At 51.9% G+C, this 17600-nt stretch carries 21 protein-coding genes; 13 read left to right on the top strand and 8 right to left on the bottom strand.

The genetic code is table 11. From position 1 onward, the window contains the following. Window positions 1–20 precede the first annotated feature (20 nt). Both JVX88_RS24600 and JVX88_RS24595 read left to right on the top strand, forming a co-directional pair. The gene (locus JVX88_RS24600; protein ID WP_211621156.1) at window positions 21–1385 is read left to right on the top strand and encodes an AhpC/TSA family protein; all 1365 of its coding nucleotides are present in this window, start codon (window positions 21–23) and stop codon (window positions 1383–1385) included. Window positions 1386–1466: 81 nt separating this feature from the next. Further along, entirely contained in the window at window positions 1467–2294 is an 828-nt protein-coding gene (locus JVX88_RS24595; protein WP_211621154.1) for a hypothetical protein, read from the top strand. Here the strand turns inward: JVX88_RS24595 and JVX88_RS24590 are convergent. Together JVX88_RS24590 and JVX88_RS24585 are read right to left on the bottom strand one after the other, a co-directional pair. After that, window positions 2222–3946, bottom strand: coding sequence for a DUF1989 domain-containing protein (locus tag JVX88_RS24590; protein WP_211621152.1), 1725 nt, complete (start codon window positions 3944–3946; stop codon window positions 2222–2224). The two genes, JVX88_RS24595 and JVX88_RS24590, sit on opposite strands and share 73 nt — an antisense overlap. Before the next feature lie 30 nt (window positions 3947–3976). Further along, window positions 3977–4186, bottom strand: coding sequence for a hypothetical protein (locus tag JVX88_RS24585; protein ID WP_211621151.1), 210 nt, complete (start codon window positions 4184–4186; stop codon window positions 3977–3979). Here JVX88_RS24585 and JVX88_RS24580 point away from each other — a divergent pair. Both JVX88_RS24580 and JVX88_RS24575 read left to right on the top strand, forming a co-directional pair. Then, window positions 4167–4742: a methyl-accepting chemotaxis protein gene (locus JVX88_RS24580; protein WP_317134431.1), complete on the top strand. Its 576-nt coding sequence runs from the start codon at window positions 4167–4169 to the stop codon at window positions 4740–4742. The two genes, JVX88_RS24585 and JVX88_RS24580, sit on opposite strands and share 20 nt — an antisense overlap. A gap of 74 nt (window positions 4743–4816) precedes the next feature. Next, on the top strand, window positions 4817–5575 hold the full coding sequence (locus JVX88_RS24575) for an RNA methyltransferase (RefSeq protein ID WP_317134430.1): 759 nt from the start codon (window positions 4817–4819) through the stop codon (window positions 5573–5575). A 23-nt stretch (window positions 5576–5598) separates the two neighbouring features. Here the strand turns inward: JVX88_RS24575 and JVX88_RS24570 are convergent, their stop codons facing one another. The 3 genes from JVX88_RS24570 to JVX88_RS24560 all read right to left on the bottom strand — a co-directional run bounded on the left by JVX88_RS24570 (window position 5599) and on the right by JVX88_RS24560 (window position 7774). After that, on the bottom strand, window positions 5599–6021 hold the full coding sequence (locus tag JVX88_RS24570; protein ID WP_317134429.1) for an FIST C-terminal domain-containing protein: 423 nt from the start codon (window positions 6019–6021) through the stop codon (window positions 5599–5601). Further along, complete coding sequence (locus JVX88_RS24565) at window positions 5973–6455, bottom strand: caspase family protein (protein ID WP_211621145.1); 483 nt, start codon at window positions 6453–6455, stop codon at window positions 5973–5975. Before JVX88_RS24565 ends, JVX88_RS24570 begins: the two co-directional genes overlap by 49 nt. Before the next feature lie 92 nt (window positions 6456–6547). Then, window positions 6548–7774: a catalase family protein gene (locus JVX88_RS24560; RefSeq protein ID WP_211621143.1), complete on the bottom strand. Its 1227-nt coding sequence runs from the start codon at window positions 7772–7774 to the stop codon at window positions 6548–6550. A gap of 162 nt (window positions 7775–7936) precedes the next feature. On the opposite strand from JVX88_RS24560, the gene JVX88_RS24555 reads away from it, so the two are divergent. Continuing rightward, window positions 7937–8575 carry a universal stress protein gene (locus JVX88_RS24555; protein WP_263975628.1) on the top strand — a complete coding sequence of 213 codons (639 nt, stop codon included), beginning with the start codon at window positions 7937–7939 and terminating at the stop codon, window positions 8573–8575. A gap of 147 nt (window positions 8576–8722) precedes the next feature. Next, window positions 8723–10804, top strand: a complete 2082-nt coding sequence (locus JVX88_RS42270) for a pyruvate formate lyase family protein (protein WP_211621141.1) — start codon at window positions 8723–8725, stop codon at window positions 10802–10804. A gap of 178 nt (window positions 10805–10982) precedes the next feature. On the opposite strand, the gene JVX88_RS24545 is transcribed toward JVX88_RS42270, so the two are convergent. Beyond that, complete coding sequence (locus JVX88_RS24545) at window positions 10983–11636, bottom strand: response regulator (RefSeq protein WP_263975236.1); 654 nt, start codon at window positions 11634–11636, stop codon at window positions 10983–10985. A gap of 80 nt (window positions 11637–11716) precedes the next feature. Here JVX88_RS24545 and JVX88_RS24540 point away from each other — a divergent pair, with 80 nt between their 5' ends. Beyond that, on the top strand, window positions 11717–12553 hold the full coding sequence (locus tag JVX88_RS24540; protein WP_211621139.1) for a hypothetical protein: 837 nt from the start codon (window positions 11717–11719) through the stop codon (window positions 12551–12553). A gap of 12 nt (window positions 12554–12565) precedes the next feature. Further along, complete coding sequence (locus JVX88_RS24535) at window positions 12566–13237, top strand: hypothetical protein (protein WP_211621138.1); 672 nt, start codon at window positions 12566–12568, stop codon at window positions 13235–13237. Here JVX88_RS24535 and JVX88_RS24530 read toward each other — a convergent pair. Continuing rightward, complete coding sequence (locus JVX88_RS24530) at window positions 13234–13569, bottom strand: transposase (RefSeq protein ID WP_211621136.1); 336 nt, start codon at window positions 13567–13569, stop codon at window positions 13234–13236. The genes JVX88_RS24535 and JVX88_RS24530 overlap by 4 nt on opposite strands. On the opposite strand from JVX88_RS24530, the gene JVX88_RS24525 reads away from it, so the two are divergent. Continuing rightward, window positions 13550–14188 (top strand): Gfo/Idh/MocA family oxidoreductase, encoded by a 639-nt coding sequence (locus JVX88_RS24525; protein ID WP_317134428.1) that lies wholly within the window; start codon window positions 13550–13552, stop codon window positions 14186–14188. The genes JVX88_RS24530 and JVX88_RS24525 overlap by 20 nt on opposite strands. An 8-nt stretch (window positions 14189–14196) precedes the next feature. Here JVX88_RS24525 and JVX88_RS24520 read toward each other — a convergent pair whose 3' ends face one another. Continuing rightward, window positions 14197–14976: a Uma2 family endonuclease gene (locus JVX88_RS24520; protein ID WP_211621133.1), complete on the bottom strand. Its 780-nt coding sequence runs from the start codon at window positions 14974–14976 to the stop codon at window positions 14197–14199. Window positions 14977–15302: 326 nt separating this feature from the next. Between JVX88_RS24520 and JVX88_RS43265 the strand changes: the two genes are divergently transcribed. Genes JVX88_RS43265 through JVX88_RS24500 form a run of 4 tightly spaced genes read left to right on the top strand, consistent with a single transcriptional unit; the run spans window position 15303 to window position 17589 of the window. Next, entirely contained in the window at window positions 15303–15599 is a 297-nt protein-coding gene (locus tag JVX88_RS43265) for a hypothetical protein (RefSeq protein ID WP_317134427.1), read from the top strand. Further along, window positions 15569–16165: a class I SAM-dependent methyltransferase gene (locus tag JVX88_RS24510; RefSeq protein WP_263975235.1), complete on the top strand. Its 597-nt coding sequence runs from the start codon at window positions 15569–15571 to the stop codon at window positions 16163–16165. The genes JVX88_RS43265 and JVX88_RS24510 overlap by 31 nt, the downstream gene beginning before the upstream one ends. 50 nt (window positions 16166–16215) lie before the next feature. Continuing rightward, the gene (locus tag JVX88_RS24505; protein ID WP_211621129.1) at window positions 16216–17337 is read left to right on the top strand and encodes a hypothetical protein; all 1122 of its coding nucleotides are present in this window, start codon (window positions 16216–16218) and stop codon (window positions 17335–17337) included. Window positions 17338–17364: 27 nt separating this feature from the next. Beyond that, complete coding sequence (locus JVX88_RS24500; RefSeq protein WP_211621126.1) at window positions 17365–17589, top strand: hypothetical protein; 225 nt, start codon at window positions 17365–17367, stop codon at window positions 17587–17589. The last annotated feature ends 11 nt before the right edge of the window (window positions 17590–17600 follow it).

The following is a 17600-nucleotide window of genomic DNA, read 5'->3' as shown; positions in this document are numbered from 1 at the left end:
ATAAGACCTTCTGGAATGTGATGACGATATATACCCTGCTTAGTCAAACTCAGCGTCAACGCATCAGTGATGGAGCTACTGTCCCAATTCTGAGCGGCTGTGAAACGGCTCCTCGCCAACTAATGCTACTGTGGTCCCAATTAGGCGACTTTGACAGTCTGGAATATGCCTGGTGGCTGCAACGAGAAGCCAAGCGGCTTCAGGCGGCTGGAATAGCAATCCGGGCGGTTGGGATTGGCGACCGCGCCTCAGGAGAGCGATTCTGCACCTACACCGGGTTTCCGGCAGATTGGTTATTTGTAGACCCAATGGCAGAGCTGCATCAACAGCTTAATCTTTACCCTGGCCTGTCGCTCAAGTTACCGATACTGTCAGCCGGACAGCCATTGGATGAGGTAGTTCCTTTGCAGCGCAACGCGGACGGAGCGGTGTTTACCCAGTACTTTATGGAGGACATCGAATCGCTGGGTTTGCTGAAGATGGACTTTTTGGGACTGAAAAACCTGACGATGATCCAGAAAACCGTGGACCTGGTGGCCCAAACTCATCAAGTCAAGCTGGATTTAGATCGACTGCCGTTAGACGATCCCAAGTCCTATGAACTGCTGGCCAGAGGCGAACTCGAAGGTATCTTCCAGCTTGAATCATCCGGGATGCGGCAAATTGTGCGGGAGTTGAAGCCGTCCGGTTTAGAAGACATTTCATCAGTGCTGGCGCTGTATCGACCTGGTCCCTTAGATGCAGGATTGATTCCCAAGTTTATTAATCGAAAACATGGTCGTGAACAAATTACTTATGAAGATGATATTCTGAAACCAATTTTGCAAGAAACTTACGGAATAATGGTGTACCAAGAGCAAATTATGAAAATTGCTCAGGACATGGCAGGCTATTCTCTTGGTCAAGCCGATTTACTCAGGCGGGCTATGGGTAAGAAGAAACCATCGGAAATGCAAAAACACCAGGAAATTTTTGTGAGTGGAGCAACTAAAAATGGCGTTAAGCCAAAAATTGCAGAAGCTTTATGGGAACAAATGGTGCAATTCGCAGAGTACTGCCTGAGTTACGATACTGAGATTTTAACGGTAGAGTATGGTGCTTTGCCAATTGGCGAGATTGTCGAAAATCAGATGATGTGCAGCGTCTATAGTATAGACAGCAATGGATGTATTTATATTCAGCCAATTGCTCAGTGGCATGATCGCGGACAACAGGAGGTGTTTGAATATATTTTAGAAGATGGTTCGATTATCCGTTCTACCAAAGATCATAAGTTCATGACTAAGGGGGGCGAGATGCTGCCAATTGATGAGATTTTTGAACGAGGATTAGAGCTTGCACAGGTGACAAGGTTAGAGCAATGGGTATCCGCTACGGCCAGTTAAAGCCAGAACAAAAGCAGGAGATTTTGGCAGCTTTCAATCGAGGGATGGAATACCGTGAGATTCTTTTGAGGAGCTACAAACGTGGTTAAGATTATCAGTCGTCGCTCAGTCGGTGTTCAATCCGTTTATGACATCGGAGTTAAACAAGACCATAATTTCTGCTTGAGAAATGGCTTGATTGCCTCTAATTGCTTCAACAAATCCCATTCAACTGCCTATGGCTATGTCACTTACCAAACCGCTTATCTGAAAGCCAACTACCCAGTCGAATACATGGCGGCCTTGCTGACGGCCAACAGCGGCGATCAGGATAAAGTGCAGAAATACATTGCTACCTGTATGAGCATGGGCATTCAAGTTGAACCGCCCGACATCAACCGCTCCGGGGTAGACTTCACGCCCTTACAAGACAGCATTTTGTTCGGATTATCGGCAGTGCGCAACGTCGGTGAAGGCGCGATTGAGAATATTTTGGCAGCGCGAGAAACCGGCGGCAAATTCACCTCACTAGCGGACCTGTGCGACCGGATTGACCCCCGCACCGTCAACCGGCGTGCCCTAGAAGCCTTGATTCAGTGCGGTGCCCTTGATGGCCTCGATCCCAACCGCAACCAGTTGATGCATGACCTAGAACCCGTGCTGGAATGGGCACAGTCCCGCGCCAGAGACCGGGCAGTTGGGCAGGGCAGCTTATTTGATTTATTTGGCAGCGGCGATAGCGCCAGCTCCGACACCAACGGCTTTGAAACCGCTCCCAAAACGCCTCCGGTCCCCGACTATCCGCCTCAGGAAAAACTAAAGCTGGAAAAAGACCTGCTGGGATTCTATATTTCCGATCACCCGCTCAAAACCGTCCAGTCCGTGGCTCGTATGTTGGCCCCGACTCGCCAGCGTTCCCCGACTGGATAGACTGATTGCCCGTGAGCAGCCACTTCATTCCCAGCCAACACGAGGCCAACTGCAACTTTGGGCGGATGGGGCTTGATCTGTTCCAAGGCGGCCTTGCCGATAAAATCGGGTTTCTTCAGCGCCACAGCCCAGCCAATTCCGGCCTGGTAGGGAGACGTTAGATCGTCAAATTCTCGGCCTGCGGCTAGCAATCCAGCTTCGATGCGGGCACAATCGAGGGCGAGCATGCCCATCGGCAGCAGGTTGTAGGGCTGACCGGCCTGCATCAGCAGATCCCACAGTTCAGCACCCCGATCCGGATGGACGAACAGCTCGTAGCCCAGTTCGCCCGTGTAGCCGGTGCGAGAAACCAGAACCGGAATGGTCTTCCCTTCCCCCGACACCGTGCCCGTCGCAAACCGAAAATAGCCTAGCTGATCCAGATTGGTGAACGGCTCGTCAAACTGCACCAGTGGGCGCAGAATGTCGCGCGACAACGGACCTTGCAGAGCCAGATTGTGCAGTTGATCGCTCATTCGTTCGATGCTGACTGTAAACCCATACTGGTCCGCCACCTGCTGCAACCAATCTGCGTCGGTATCGCAGTTACCCACATAGCGATAGGCCGTTTTCCCAAAGCAAAACACAATTCCGTCATCGATGATGCCGCCGTGGGGGTTGAGCAAACAGCCATAGGCCGACTGTCCGACGCTCAGTTTCGCCAGATCTCGTGAAAAGGCCATTTGCAGCAAATCATAGGCATCTGGACCTTGAATTTCAAATTTGCGCAGAGCGGATAGATCCAGCAGCACCGCCCGTTCTCGCAGTGCCCAGTATTCAGCTTGAGGACCGTAGTTGGCAAAGCTGTTGGGCACCCAGAAGCCGTTGTACTCCACCAAATACTGGGTCAGCTCACGAATCCGGGGAGTAAAAGCACTGTCGCGAGTCAGGCGCACCGGAGCCGTAGGCGAAACCCTGCGACCCATGGCTTGAGGAAATTCCTCACTGGCGTCGTAGATCCGCACATGGATGGCAGTCGGATTCCAGGCATTGGTCGGGTCTACATCATCAGCACAGGAGGAGCTAGCGCACAGCAGATCGCAGCCTGCCCGCAGCAGCACATAATCGCCCGGACGCGACCAAGATTCGCCACCCACAATGGCGCCCTCGCAGTCCACCGCAGTGTTGTAGAAAAAATTGACCGCGCTCCAGCCGGGTCGGGGCTGAATGCCATAAGGCTGCAAGACTTGATTGAAGTTTTCGCTACAGCTCGGATGGCCGGGATAGCCAACATCTTCGTAGTAGCGGGCGGTGCAGGCCAGCAAAAAATTATCGTGCCGTCCGCAGGTGTCTTGAATCACCTCGAACAAAGGCTGCATGGTTTGGGAGAAGTATTTGCCGTGCAGCCCGGCTCTGGGCATTGCTAAGCCATTCAGCGTGCGGGTAACGGTGGCATCGAGTTCCTGCTCGAACTGTTCGCCGGCAAAGGCCAAAAAATCCGAGCACTGACTGCCCTCCACATCAATAATTTGGATATACTGTCCCGCCTGCACCCGATAGGCCATTGCTGTTGCCGCCTCGACCCGGTACTCGGCCACCACGCGCCCCAACGGAGCCGGTAGATCAGAATAACCAGCGTCAGACTCAGCAACCGCAGGAGTTGTCAGCGGCATTGCATTTCACCTCCCATGCTAAGCAGCAATTTACACTCCGCTACTCGTTAAGACCTTCGAGGACGGCATTGCCTCAGCCTCACGCAGCAACTGTTCGGCTAACTTGCGTTTACCTTCGGCGTCGAGCTTCTTGACTTCATTTTGCAGCACCCGTTCATTGACGGTTTGGTTCCAGTAGTCGAGCGACTCAAACCCCAGCAGCGCCAGAATCCGCGAAACTGTGGCCGAGACGACTCGCAAGGTGAAGCGCTTGGCCGAATCCTCGCAGGAGATTTCTAAGATTGTCGCCTTGATTTCCCAAATCGCCTCCCGGACTAATCTGTTAGCCCTGAACGCCAGTATTGAAGCCGCGAGAGCCGGAGAAGCCGGACGCGGTTTTGCGATTGTGGCCGATGAGGTGCGCCAGTTGGCTGACCGGGCTGCGAAAGCATCTAAGGAAATTGAGCAAATTGTGTTACAGATCCAGAGCGAAACCAGCTCGGTAATGACAGCAATGGAAGAAGGGACTCAGCAAGTAATCGAAGGAACGCGCCTAGCTGAGCAAGCCAAACGTTCGCTAGAAGACATCATTCAGGTCTCGAATCGCATCGATGTGCTGGTGCGGTCAATTACGGCAGACACGATCGAGCAGACCGAAACCTCGCGGACGGTAGCTCAAGTGATGCAATCGGTCGAGCTGACGGCGCAAGAAACCTCTCAAGAGGCGCAGCGGGTGTCTGCTTCTCTGCAAAACCAGGTAGGAGTTGCTCGCGATCTGCTGTCTTCGGTGGAACGGTTCCGCGTCGAGAAAGTTTAGTGAGAAAGTTTAGTGAGAAAGTCTAGGTAGGCAAACGTGCAGACAGCATGCTAACCAGCCTGCAGAATCCCTTAGTGAAAAAGCTACGCAAGCTGCATCGGGCTAAAGAGCGACGCGAGCAAGCTTTGTTTCTGTTAGAAGGCACCCATTTGCTGCAGGAAGCCTGTGCCGTTGCCTATCCCCTAGAGACAGTGTGTTGTACGCCGGACTGGCAAGCGGCCCATCCATTGCTCTGGCTGCAGGTGAATCAACAGGCCCAGCGCGTCGAACTGGTGAGTCCAGAGGTGTTGCAGGCCATTGCTACAACTGTCAATCCAGATGGTGTCGTTGCAACTGCCCGACGAGTTGAGCAATCGTTTAATCACCAGTCACTCCAGCTCGGTGTTGCCTTAGAAACGCTGCAAGATCCGGGCAATCTAGGGACAGTGATTCGCACCAGTGCGGCGGTAGGGGCCGATGGGCTATGGCTGAGCTACGATAGCGTTGACCTCGACCATCCGAAAGTGTTGCGGGCTTCGGCAGGACAGTGGTTTCGCCTGCCCATGCGTGTGAGTCCCGACCTAGCTACCGATCTCCAGCAACTACAGGCCGAAGGCATTCAATTGGTAGCCACCTTGCCCACTGCATCACATACCTACTGGCAGGTTGACTTTACCCGTCCTACCGTAGTGCTGCTTGGCAACGAAGGAGCCGGCCTCTCACCTCAGCTCACCGAGATTGCCGACATCGCCGTCAAAATTCCCCTGGCTGCAGGGGTGGAGTCCTTGAACGTTGGTATAGCCGCTGCCCTCATTCTCTATGAGGCTCGCCGACAGCGAAACAGTGGTCTTTGAGTGAAGAACGTTCGAACTTTGCTTTACTCTGCTGGTCGACAGATGCCGAACACAGAGGTGTAGCCGTGTAGAAATGTCGTACCGCCAACCGGACCAATTTCGCCATTACAGAAAAAGCCGCTAAGGGAAATCTGACCGACATGCTGTGTGAACAATCGGGAATCAAAGTTAGGCTCCTCGTAGAGACTCTCACCCCGCCCCATGCAGGAAAAGAGCAATGCTCCAACCGGAGAAGTGGTGCTAGTGCAATGCATTCGATAGCGAGTTAACAGCGTACTGAGATCGTCTGCCGAAGCAGTTGCATCGCGTAAATGAAACTGGATCCGCTGGCCAGGACGAATTCGATCACCCACCGCAATCGCTCCGGTTCTCGGATCAACTCCCAGCAAGTTGCGAATCAGAAAATCACCTTGTTCAAGCTGCTGCTTAAAGGCACTCTGCGCCACGCCAATAAATAATGAATGTGGCAATTATCCATTATGACTGTGAATACCACGCCTTCAGGCACTTGCTGCAGCATTTGATTCCATTCGTCATCCCGGATGAATGTCTCTGGATCGTAAAAATCCATGTTGTGCAGACAGGTGATTTCATCTAGCTGATCGATTTCATCCCCTTGCTGATCGGGAATATAGGAGCCATGCCCAGAAAAATGAAACACGAGCGCATCTCCTGGTGTGGCACCTGCTACTAACCATTGCCATTCTTGCTGAATATTCGACTTGGTCACCTGTTCGTTGGTGAGACGATGAATCTGCTCCTCTTGAAAACCGGCTTCGGTCAACAAGCGAAACATATTTTCAACATCATTGAGACATCCGCGCAGATCGGGCTGGCTTTTGTAGTTATTGATGCCACATAAAACGGCTTTTTTTACCATGATTGCTACCTGGTTTAGATTTTTCTGATAGCCCTGATTTTTACCTTCCTATGGATGTTTTCTTGGTTATTCCATATTGTTTTTTGATTGATCTACTCAAACACTTCGTCTCCAGTTGGTTCGTAATGTGGCACAGTGTTCATCTTTTGCCGTAGTCTGGAAAGTTCGCTATACATTCGCCGGCGTGCTCGGTTTTGATTCCCCAAGGGACGATGCTCGGGAATGCAATGCCAGGGATTATAGGAAAGGCGCTTGGCAAATTCCATTTGGGCAGGCGAATCGAAGGTCTGACGTGGAATTCGTAGTGTCGCTACCGAGATGCGGGGTGATAGTCGCTCAGGCCAAAGCACGGCATTGTTTTCAATGGGCATCAGATATGGATCGGTTTGCAGTTGGATGCGAATGTCAAATTCAACATCCTCTTCAGCCAGTCTGTCGATCATCGCATCCCGCAAGTAGTCATCGGGTGGGCGCAACGGCAATCGAGGAATGGGCGTCCGGTGGTTGGATTTCGGCCAGATGGAATACTGCATCGCTTGGCCTTCGCCTAATAGATAGGGTACGCAGCTAAAATAGGGTGCTTCAAACGGACTGCTCTGGGTTTTGAGCCACAGCGACTGCATGATCAGATCCAGAATATGGGGGCGATGAAGATTAATGAAATAGTAAAGTTGCGCATTCTTCAGGCTTGCTAGCTGCAACTGGGCGTTGGCCTTGGTGTCTGGCGTTACAAAGGTGGGTGTAGAAACGCCAAACAGATCTTGGGTAAATTTTTCGTCCTCCATTAACTTGGGACCCGGTACCCCCATCAGCTTGATGCTGATACTCATAAAGCCCACATCGTCAATATCCGGCGTAATGTAGGGACCGGGACCGGAAAACCGCACCCAGGCTCGGTAGGTCTGCGGTTTGGCATAGATACCGTGGCGAAATTCTGCAGGCAGATCGTCGTGCACAATCAACTCGCCGCGCACGATCCCATGAGTCTTGGTGTTGCCGCCGCGTTCAAATGCTCCTGGTTTCCAGAGCAACTGCATTTGCTTTTCAAAGGTTGAGATGATCGAGTCGAGGAAGGCGTCTTCATCTGGCAGCAGTTTTTCCTCGGCGATTTTCAAGCCTTCGTTGGGCCGCTGCAGATTGATCAAGGCTGTGGTCAACCTGGCAAGTGGATCCCGCAGCACCGCATCAAGCGCAGGCCGAAAAAACGGATCAAATCGGCGTTCTAGCTGCACTAGGAACAAGGCTGTATCACTGATCCAATTCAAAACAGCTGAGCCAGTATTGGCGGACGGTACTGGACGGCTAACATTAGAGTTCATGGCGGCAGGAATTTCATTGGTAAGGGATTGATATACAGTAATCCTTTGTAGGATCTGAACGGGGTGCAGGGGTGGAACCCCTGCGTGGGGGCACTGCCCCACCCCCCTGTTCACAACCAATTTGTGAACGCTGTAGATATTGGTGATGAGTGATCCGATCACCTGCTAGAAGAAGCCGATCAGGTCGTGGTAATTGATGTCACACCGGAAACGCTTGAAGAACGCTTAAAAGATGGTAAAATCTATGCCCTAGAGAAAGTAGACCAATCGCTGCAAAACTTCTTTCAGCGACGCAATCTAATTGCCTTGAGGGAGTTAGCCCTACGAGAAGTTGCTGACAACATTGAGGAAGATGCTCTCGCTGAAACTGCCAACAGTCACCAGCCTGCTGCCCCCTACTGCAATATTCATGAACGGGTTTTAGTTTGTGTTTCCACCTATCCGAATGCGGTGCAACTGATCCGCCGCGGGGCACGCATCGCTGGCTATATGCACGCTCCCTTTTATTGCTTATTTGTGGATGATCCAGATCGATTTCTGACTAAGACTGAAAGTTTGCACATCGAAACCTGTGAACGGCTCTGTCACGAGTTTGAAGGCGAGTTTATTCGCGTGCGAGATCAGGACAAAGCCAAGGCGATTGCGGAGGTGGCGAGCAACTATCGTATTACCCAAATTGTCATCGGTGAAAGCCAACGGTCGCGCTGGAAGCTGATGCTGCGGGGATCCCTGACTCATAAGCTGCTGCGACTGTTGAAAAATATTGACGTACATATCATCGCAACGGATAAACCAAATTGAGTCTAAAGCTGCTGCCGTTTCTACGTAGATTCAACAAGTGGTTCTAGCATTCTTAAACCTGAGGTAAAACCTGATGGATCTGGCCGTGCTTTGGTGACTTGGTCTGGGAATACTGCGGTTGATTAGATCAACCATTGCAATCGAACCATGCCACGAGATATTGCTAAGAGCACGTTAGCCGCCGCAAAACCGCTAAATTTAGGTACCAGCCTCAATGCATTCAAAGGGGTATTGGGAGCCGCGAATCGGGATGATTTGTTTCGCTTTCGCTTTGATCGATCCAGCTCCTTCAATCTTGACTTAGCAACCGACAAAGGGGGAGTGATAGGTGTGCAGGTCTTCTCGCTGAAGGGTGCAAAAAAACGAGTGCTGCAAGCGATTGGCCGCAAGGCGTTTAGCACACTCAAACGAGGAGATATCAAGAAATTCCTTCAGCCGATTGCCAACCAAACCTTTGCCAACGGCAAGGATGGCATGCTCAACCTTGATTTGCCAGCCGGTGAATTTTATCTACGCATCCACCAGCGCCGCGGCAGCAGCAGCTACGGAGCCAAGCTAGCCGCTAAACCTCTGGAAGCATCGGTTCCTAATAATCCAGGCAATCCAACGCCTCAGCCTGTCACTACACCGTTGAATACATTCAGTCGGCGTTGGTTGCAACAGTTTGGCACCTCTGGCAACGATTACACCTACGGCACCGCAGTAGATCGCAGCGGCAATCTCTATGTGGCAGGTGTGGCCAATGCCGGCAGCGGTCCTGCCGGAGATGGGTTTATCGCTAAATATGCGGTGGATGGCACCCAACTGTGGCGACGCTCGATTGATACACCCGGAGCTGATGTGGCATTTGATGTGGCGGTGGACGACGCTGGCAATTACTATGTCACAGGTGCGACGGTAACGGGGTCTGGCTCTGCCACCAACAGCGATGTGTTCGTCACCAAATACAACAGTGACGGTCTCCAGCAGTGGATTAAAACCATCGCCACAACGGTGGATGTCTCTGGCACCATTCGTAACGGTCTGGATGCCGGGTTGAGCCTCGCGTTAAATGGCAATAATCTCTACATTTCCGGCTTGGTCGGGGCGTTTCCGCTCCCCAGTTTGGGCAAGGCGTTCGTTGCCAAGTATGATGCAACCACTGGCGCAGTCGATTCTGCCTTTGGTGGAGCCGGGACGGGACGAGTCGAGTTTGGCGTGGCGGATGCAACAGCGGCTGTGGATTTAGCAGTTAGCAACGGCAAACAAATGCAGTTCTTTGGGGCACGGGTGAATCTAGCCAAGTGTTTGCTGTATGCGATCAACGGCGGCAAGGATGAAAAATCCGGTGAACAAATTGGCCCTGCCTACGCTCCGATTACGGCTGAATATCTGGATTACGCTGAGGTAATGCAGAAGTTTACCAGCATGATGGCTTGGCTGGCAAAAGCCTATATCAACACGCTGAATGTAATCCACTACATGCATGACAAATATTGCTATGAGCGACTGGAAATGGCTCTACATGACCGCGATGTCTTCCGAACAATGGCCTGTGGAATTGCTGGGTTATCGGTAGTCGCCGATTCGCTCTCCGCGATCAAGTATGCCAACGTGAAAGCGATTCGGAATCCGGCTGGGCTAGTCGTTGATTATCAGATTGAAGGCGATTTTCCCAAGTATGGTAATAATGATGACCGAGTCGATCAGATCGCGGTTGATCTGGTGAAGCAGTTTATGAAGCAACTGAGGCAGCATAAAACCTACCGAGATGCAGTTCCGACCCAGTCTGTGTTAACCATCACCTCTAACGTCGTCTATGGCAAGAAAACCGGTAACACCCCCGATGGCCGCAAGGCAGGAGAACCCTTTGCACCCGGAGCCAATCCCATGCATGGGCGAGATAGCAAGGGCGCGATTGCCTCGCTGGCCTCGGTTGCTAAACTCCCCTATGCCTACGCGCAAGACGGCATCTCGAATACGTTTTCGATTGTGCCTGGAGCGTTAGGTAAAACTGAGGCGGATCGGCTCACCAATCTGGTGGGAATGTTGGATGGCTATTGCCACGACGGCGGGCATCACCTCAATGTGAATGTTCTGAATCGGGACATGCTGCTGGATGCGATGGATCATCCTGAACTCTATCCGCAGTTAACGATTCGCGTCTCTGGCTATGCGGTTAACTTTATTAAGCTGACTCGTGAGCAACAGTTGGATGTGATTAAGCGGACCTTCCATGACCGGTTCTAAGGGTTGTTAATTGAATGGTTGTTACAGCGTTTTTCACCCACGTAAGGTATAGGGGGTGTGGGGGCGAAGCCCCCACGCAGGGGCACAGCCCCTGCACCCCAATTTTTGTACTTCATTAGCCTGGAAAAGGCTGTAATTGAATGACAATCGAATGATTCTCTGAATGATTCCCAATTGATTAGAGTCGAGCCAGCCCGCGCTTCAGTGCAATGGTGACTGCTTGAGTGCGATCGCTGGCTCCCAGCTTCTCTAAGATATTGCGGACGTGGAATTTAACGGTGCCCTCAACGATGCAAAGTTCTTCACTGATAGTGCGATTGCTTTTTCCCTGCACCATCAGCCGCAACACATCCATTTCCCGCTCCGTCAATTCAGAGTCAGAAAACCGCTCGGTCAGCTTCTGAGCAACGGATGACATCACGTATTTCTGGCCAGCATGAACTCTACGAATGGCTTCAAACAATTCCTGACAGGGCACATGCTTGAGCAAGTAGCCGCAGGCTCCAGCACGCAAAGCTTGATAGATGTCTTCATCGCCGTCGTGGATAGTGAGGATGATAATGCGCGCTTGGGGAAATTGGTTTCGTAGCGTGACAACGATATCTGTGCCTTCCATTTCTGGCATGCGTATGTCCATTAACAGAATGTCGGGGCGATGCTGCTGATATTGGGCAATCGCTTCAGGTCCATTTTTTGCCAAAGCCACCACTTGAAAGTCAGGCTGTTTTTCTAATAAGGCAGATAAACCTTCACGCATTGGAGGATGTTTGTCTGCAATTAATAACCGAATGGGACCCATCATCTGGTGACTTATCCTTTCTTTCTGAAGCAACGCAAACCTTTACCCAACCGCGTTTGGGACGAATATACCAGAAGAGCGAAAAGATCCACTTGATTGAAATCGTCGATGGCATGAGCCTGTACGCGTACGTGCGGAGCATGCCGGTGGTCGGAGTAGACCCTTGGGGATACTTTGGACTTCTTGCTCAGCCCGTACCCAGTGTGCGCCCGCCGCCTCAGCCACCCTTGAGATTGGTTCATCCACCCGGCGGCGACCCATACTATTACCCGATTCCGGGTACGCCGTCCGCGCCGAACAGAACTCGCCCAGGAACTCCGTCGCCTTGGCTGCCTGAGTTATCGCCCGACTATCGGCCTCCAGGCCGAGGGGGACCCGACTGGATCGAGTTACCGTCTATGCATCCACCTGGCGAGTGTCACCCGCCAGTATTGATTCCGCGGGACGGCAAGCGACAGAGGCCGCTAGATGGGCTACGCGAAGATGAACACCCCAAGCGGACGCCGAAAGCTAGACCACTTCCGCCCGATCCAGAGATGGGTCCACCTGAAGAGCCTTGCCGGAAAGCACTGACTCACAAATTCGACGCCTGCCGATGGTACAGCTGTTCGCGTAATATGCCGAACCGTTGGGCAGATCATGTTGCGTATTGCAAAGAACTTATCAATCGTCACAATCGCGGCAACGAGTGCCTAAACGCAAGACGGGAGGTGACCCGTGCGTGCTTTGGAGGCATTGACAATTCTGGCCGACAGCACTTCGGGCAGGAGAGGAAAGTGATCAACGCGATGGATAACTGCACCGATCTATGGGCCAAGCACTGCAGTGGTAAAAATAGCCCGTCAAGCATCGAACTTGACCCCGCTATGCCTTCCTTACCGCCAGTACCAATGCTTCCCATTCACACAATTCCTCATCGGTTGCATCCGACAGTTTCCCCGTCCCATTGATGGAGATGGTAAATGAGATCTGCTGCGTGGCTCCTTCAGTCTGCCGCTTCATTGTCCTCGTTGCGAGAGCTTGTCGCTCGCAGCCGAGAAACGGATGACCCAGAAGGTCTGTACAATAAATTAGTTAACTTCGTGCGCACTGGCGATCTGCCGCAAGATATTGATCGACCAGAGATATTTACTATGTTCTCGGTCGCATCAGCATCACCGACGGCCTTTCCAGATCTTGATGTTGATGACGTTTTGGGAGCAAAGCTGACTTGCTCGGCTGCGATGCTCGTCGCGCTGTCGACTAGGCGATTAATTATCGAAGAGCAGACTAGTAGTATATGCCGTGTATTCATCGAAAGCGTCATAAATTATAGTACAGAAATAATTTTTCTTTCCGCATTCTTTTTGTGTCAGGCAATAGGCTGCATTCGGGCGAATATAAACTTGTCGCGCTGTGAACAAGCATGTGAAGAAATGCATGAAGATCTTTGCATACTCCGCGACTGTCAAATTTTTCTATTATCTATGTGCATACTAAAAACCGACACATTAGATTTTGCGGAAGCGACCCGGGCTAATGCGCAAGCGGTAGTCGACCCGGCAGCGTTGGAAGGATACCGCGACACTCTCGCGAGGGCGACGAAGGTGCTTCAGTCACAAGAGAAGTCGCCGCTTGACGCCAAGACACTCTAACAGAATGGCGGATCGAGCTTTCTGAAGCAGATGAGGATGCATCCGAGGGACAGGAACGCTTGATAGATGTTGGAGCGACGTTCGTAGCGGACGCTGAGACGACGGAACTGGTCGAGCCGGGCGATCGTGCGCTCCACCACCCACCGCACGCGGCCCAGGTTGGTGTCACCTTCGGTCCCGCGGCGGGGCAGGAGCGGCTCAATGGCCTTCACACGAAGCATCATTTCGCGGAAGTTCCAGTGGGAAGCCTTGTCGGACTTCGCCGAATCGGGCCTGCGGCGTGGGGCCCCGATCTTGCCCTTCACCGGAGGGATGGCGTCCACCAGCGGCATGAGCATCGCCCCGTCATTCTCGTTCGCTGGAGATCAGGGCGGTGGAGCATTAGGAGCCATTGGTTCGCATCTATTTGACTATGTAGTCTGGCTATTTGCTCCGGTTGCGCGGTTGTGTGGTCAGCTCAGCACTACGATTGCCACTCGTCCCGATCCCCTCACCGGCGAAGCGAAGCCAGTTGATGCCGACGACACCTGCACACTGATGCTGGAATTAACCGATGGAACGCCCTGTCAGGCTTGTCTCAGTGCCGTCACCTATCAGGGGCGAGGGCATTGGGTAGAGGTGTATGGCGACCGTGGCACGCTGGTTTTGGGCAGTGATAATCAGAGTGACTATGTGCATGGCTTCAAACTGTGGGGCAGCCAAGCAGGTCAACCATTAACCGAACTGGAGATTCCAGCTCGCCTCGCGTTTCCCGCTACCTATCCCGACGGTCGCTTAGCGCCGTTTATCCGAGTAGTCGATCAATGGGTCCAAGGAATCGAGCAAGGCCGCCCATTAGCACCTTCGTTACAAGAGGGGGTGTACTCCCAACTCCTGATGGATTTGACTCATCAATCACATCAGACTGGCACTTGGGTAGAGGTGCCTCCACTAAATTCGATCCTCCCCTAGATGTTGGGCTAAAGCTGATTGGGATCGATACCACGTTGCCGCAATTGGTTCATCAGCGCTTGCAGCTTAATTTCAGCTTGTTCAGCGCGTTGGCGTTCTTGCTCAGCACGTTGGCGTTCTTGCTCAGCACGTTGGCGTTCTTGCTCGGCTTGTTGCCGCACTTGTTCAGCCCATGCTTCCGCTTGTTCGGCACGCTCTTCGGGGGTAGGAATTCGCTGGCCAGACTGGTCATACCAATACAGCCATTCCCGCTCGATGCCTTGGTACACGCCCCGATCCCGTCCTAGCCCCAACCCAACTTCGGGCAGCCAGACTGGTTCTCCAGTCAGTAAGTGATACTCCTGGTCCACAAGCTCGTACACCTCTAGTCGAGGCTTGCGTCGGCGTCGCGATGAGTAGATAGCGTAGTACTTCACACCCATTTGGGCATAGAGGGCCTTTTTACTGCTGTATTCACCTCGATGCCGCCGCGAAACCACTTCTAGCACAAAGGTCGGTACCCGGCGTTCTTCCCACAGCACATAGCTTAATCGCAGTTCTTCATCGATGACGCGAGGAATTCCAATACTCAGAAAGCCATCTGGCACAATCGCGGGCAAGTCCGGGTCATAGTAAATCCCCATATCCACCCCAAAAAACCAATCCCATCGATCGCGCCAGAGCCAGGCCAAAATCGATTTCAACAGGCCAGGAATCAGGTCTTGCAGCTCATTATCCACAGGAGTGTCGTCGGAATCAGGCAGTTCCTCAGAAGAAGGCAGGCAAAGAGTGGGATCGTAGAAGAACATCGCCAGTCACCAATCCTTCACCCGCATCATAGCAATTGCGCTGATTAGAATCCCAGACACTAGGAGCAATTCTGACTCCTGACGCACAACCTGATGATGAGAAGAGCCACCAACAATTAGAGGCCCCACTTCACCCGACGCTCCCTAGGGTGAGGCAGAACCTCTGTAGAGATTATGCTCACAAGCCGGATGTCAGAGCAACCAGTCGCAGTTAAGTATAGTTAAGCGAACCCATAGAATCTAATAATTTATCTACGATTACTCTTCAGGTCTGTTACCTTTATTAGGTTGTAGAGATTTAAGCAAAAGCCAGAGTAGGCGGCACTATGGCACTGATTGTCCAGAAATACGGCGGCACTTCTGTTGGTTCGGTGGAGCGGATTCAGGCAGTCGCTCAGCGAGTGATTCAAACGGCTCAAACTGGTCATGGGCTTGTGGTCGTGGTTTCAGCGATGGGAAAGACCACCGATGGCCTGCTAAAGCTGGCACACGAGATTTCTGCCAATCCCAGCCGCGCGAATCCGGTATTATGCAGCCTCGGATTCTGGATCTGGGCTGTGCTGACAAAATTGCGCTGCGTTACCTGTTCAAATTGGGGGTTAAGTTTGACTACTGTGGGGTAGACTATGAATCCCCCTTCTCCCCCGACATTTTGGCAGATATTCGCAAAGCGGAGCAAATTGTTCCCCAGCTTCCCTGGCAGCCCAATGTGATTTTCCTGCTGGATGTTTTGGAACACCTGGACGGACTCGAAGTTGATATTCTCCAGGTGCTTGAAGCTTGTTGTGCGATTCTGCCCCCCGATGGGCTTGTTGTGGTCACCATTCCGCAGATGTATCGGCTCGATCGGTTCAAGTTCAAGCATCTGCACTACAAAGAACATAAAATTCGCTTACGGCAAAAGGAATGGTATAACCTTCTGAGTTGTCAGCTGAAGGTATGCAAGAGCCAGGGGGTTGGGTTCATTTCGGTGATTCCCTATCTGGTAATGTTCCATCCTCGCTACGAGAAAACTCCTGCCCTGATTCGGCTATTTAAGCAATTGCGCGAGCAGACTCTGGAAAAGCCCTTGCTGCGGGTTCTGGATTGGCATCTCAGTCGGCTATTGGGCGGGCTGCCGTTTTTCCGCCAGTGGACAAACGATGTGTTGTTTGTTTGTCGGGTGCCTTCCTCCAAGTCCGAGCTTTAAATGGTTTTGTAGAAGAAGATCAACATTGAAACAGCTTGCAGGGATGCTTAATGAACAGTTTTCATCCAGACTTTCTCGGTGAAGTTGCTCGCCGAGTCGGTATTCAACCTCATCCTAATTATCGGCAATTTGTCGTACAGCATCTTTATGAGGATACACTGCGCTTACTGCTGATCTCCCACCAATTTTTTCCCATTGATGTGGTAATCGGTATCAGTTACTCCGGCAAAAAGCAGGTTGTAGAAGCCTTGCAGCAGCAGGGGATCCGAGTATTGACACCGGGATTTCACGACCTTGAGGCAACCATCCGAACCGAGCTAAAGCATAGCCTGGAGCGGTGTCGCTCAGCCGGGAATCAACTCATCCTTCATGAGGTTGGTGGCTACGCGATTACAATCTTACACCAGCATTATCGAGAGGATTGTCATCTTGTGCGTGGCAGCGTTGAGATTACCAAACAAGGGGTATGGGCTGCACGGCGGATTGATAACCTGTTGATTCCTCAATTGAACTGCGCTGAAACCCGACTCAAGGAAATCGAAGGAGATTATGTTGGAGATGCGGTAGTGCTGTCACTGGATACGATTTTGCGCGAGATTGGCTACGCGATGGCTGGGCGTTTAGCCTTGGTGAATGGCTATGGCTGGGTTGGGCGTGGCGTCTGTCGCAGTCTGCGCGCCAAAAACGTGATAGTAGCCGCTTACGATATCGATGTGATCAAAAAGGTCGCCTTGAAGCTAGATGGTTTTCTACTGCGCGATGAATTGGATAGCTTAAAGCAAGTTTCGCTGGTGATCGGCGCGTCGGGTGCCTGTTCGATGACGCCAGAGCTGATTGACCAATTGAGTCATCGTACTATTTTGGTTAGCGCCAGTTCAAAAAAGGTTGAAATCGATTTGGATTATTTGCATACTCAGGCACAATGGACTGAATTTGTCCACCCTCATGTGCAAGCGTATCATCTCCCAAATCGTATTTTGTATCTGGTTAATCAGGGCTATCCTGTCAATTTTGTCGGCAGTAGTGTTCCTGATGAAATTGTAGAATTTCTATTTGCAGAAGCACTAATTTTGCTGGAGCAATTGGTCTCTCATGATTTTGCACCCGGAACGTTCCCATTATCTCCAGAGCTAGAAGAGATTCCAGCCCAGGTCTGGTTGGATTTACGATAGCCGGAGAACTCGCCGCCAAGACAATCCATGCTCAACGCCTCACGACGACTAAATGAATTCTGGGCCGCGATGCCGAATGAGGAGAAGAACGAAACCTTGGTCGGGCTTTACGATGCCGGCGTATTTGGTTTTCGTCCTGTGCTGCGTGTTCCGAAGATAATCTTTGACAGCCTGGATATGTGGGTTGACGGAGGCCGCGTATATTTCGCATACCGCGGGCACCTGCTTTCCGCGCCGTTGCCGGCTCAGTAGACAAACCTATC

This window comes from Leptolyngbya sp. 7M (genome assembly GCF_018128485.1).
The sequence above is the reverse complement of the archived record's forward strand: the minus strand, read 5'-3'. Positions and strand labels throughout refer to the sequence as shown.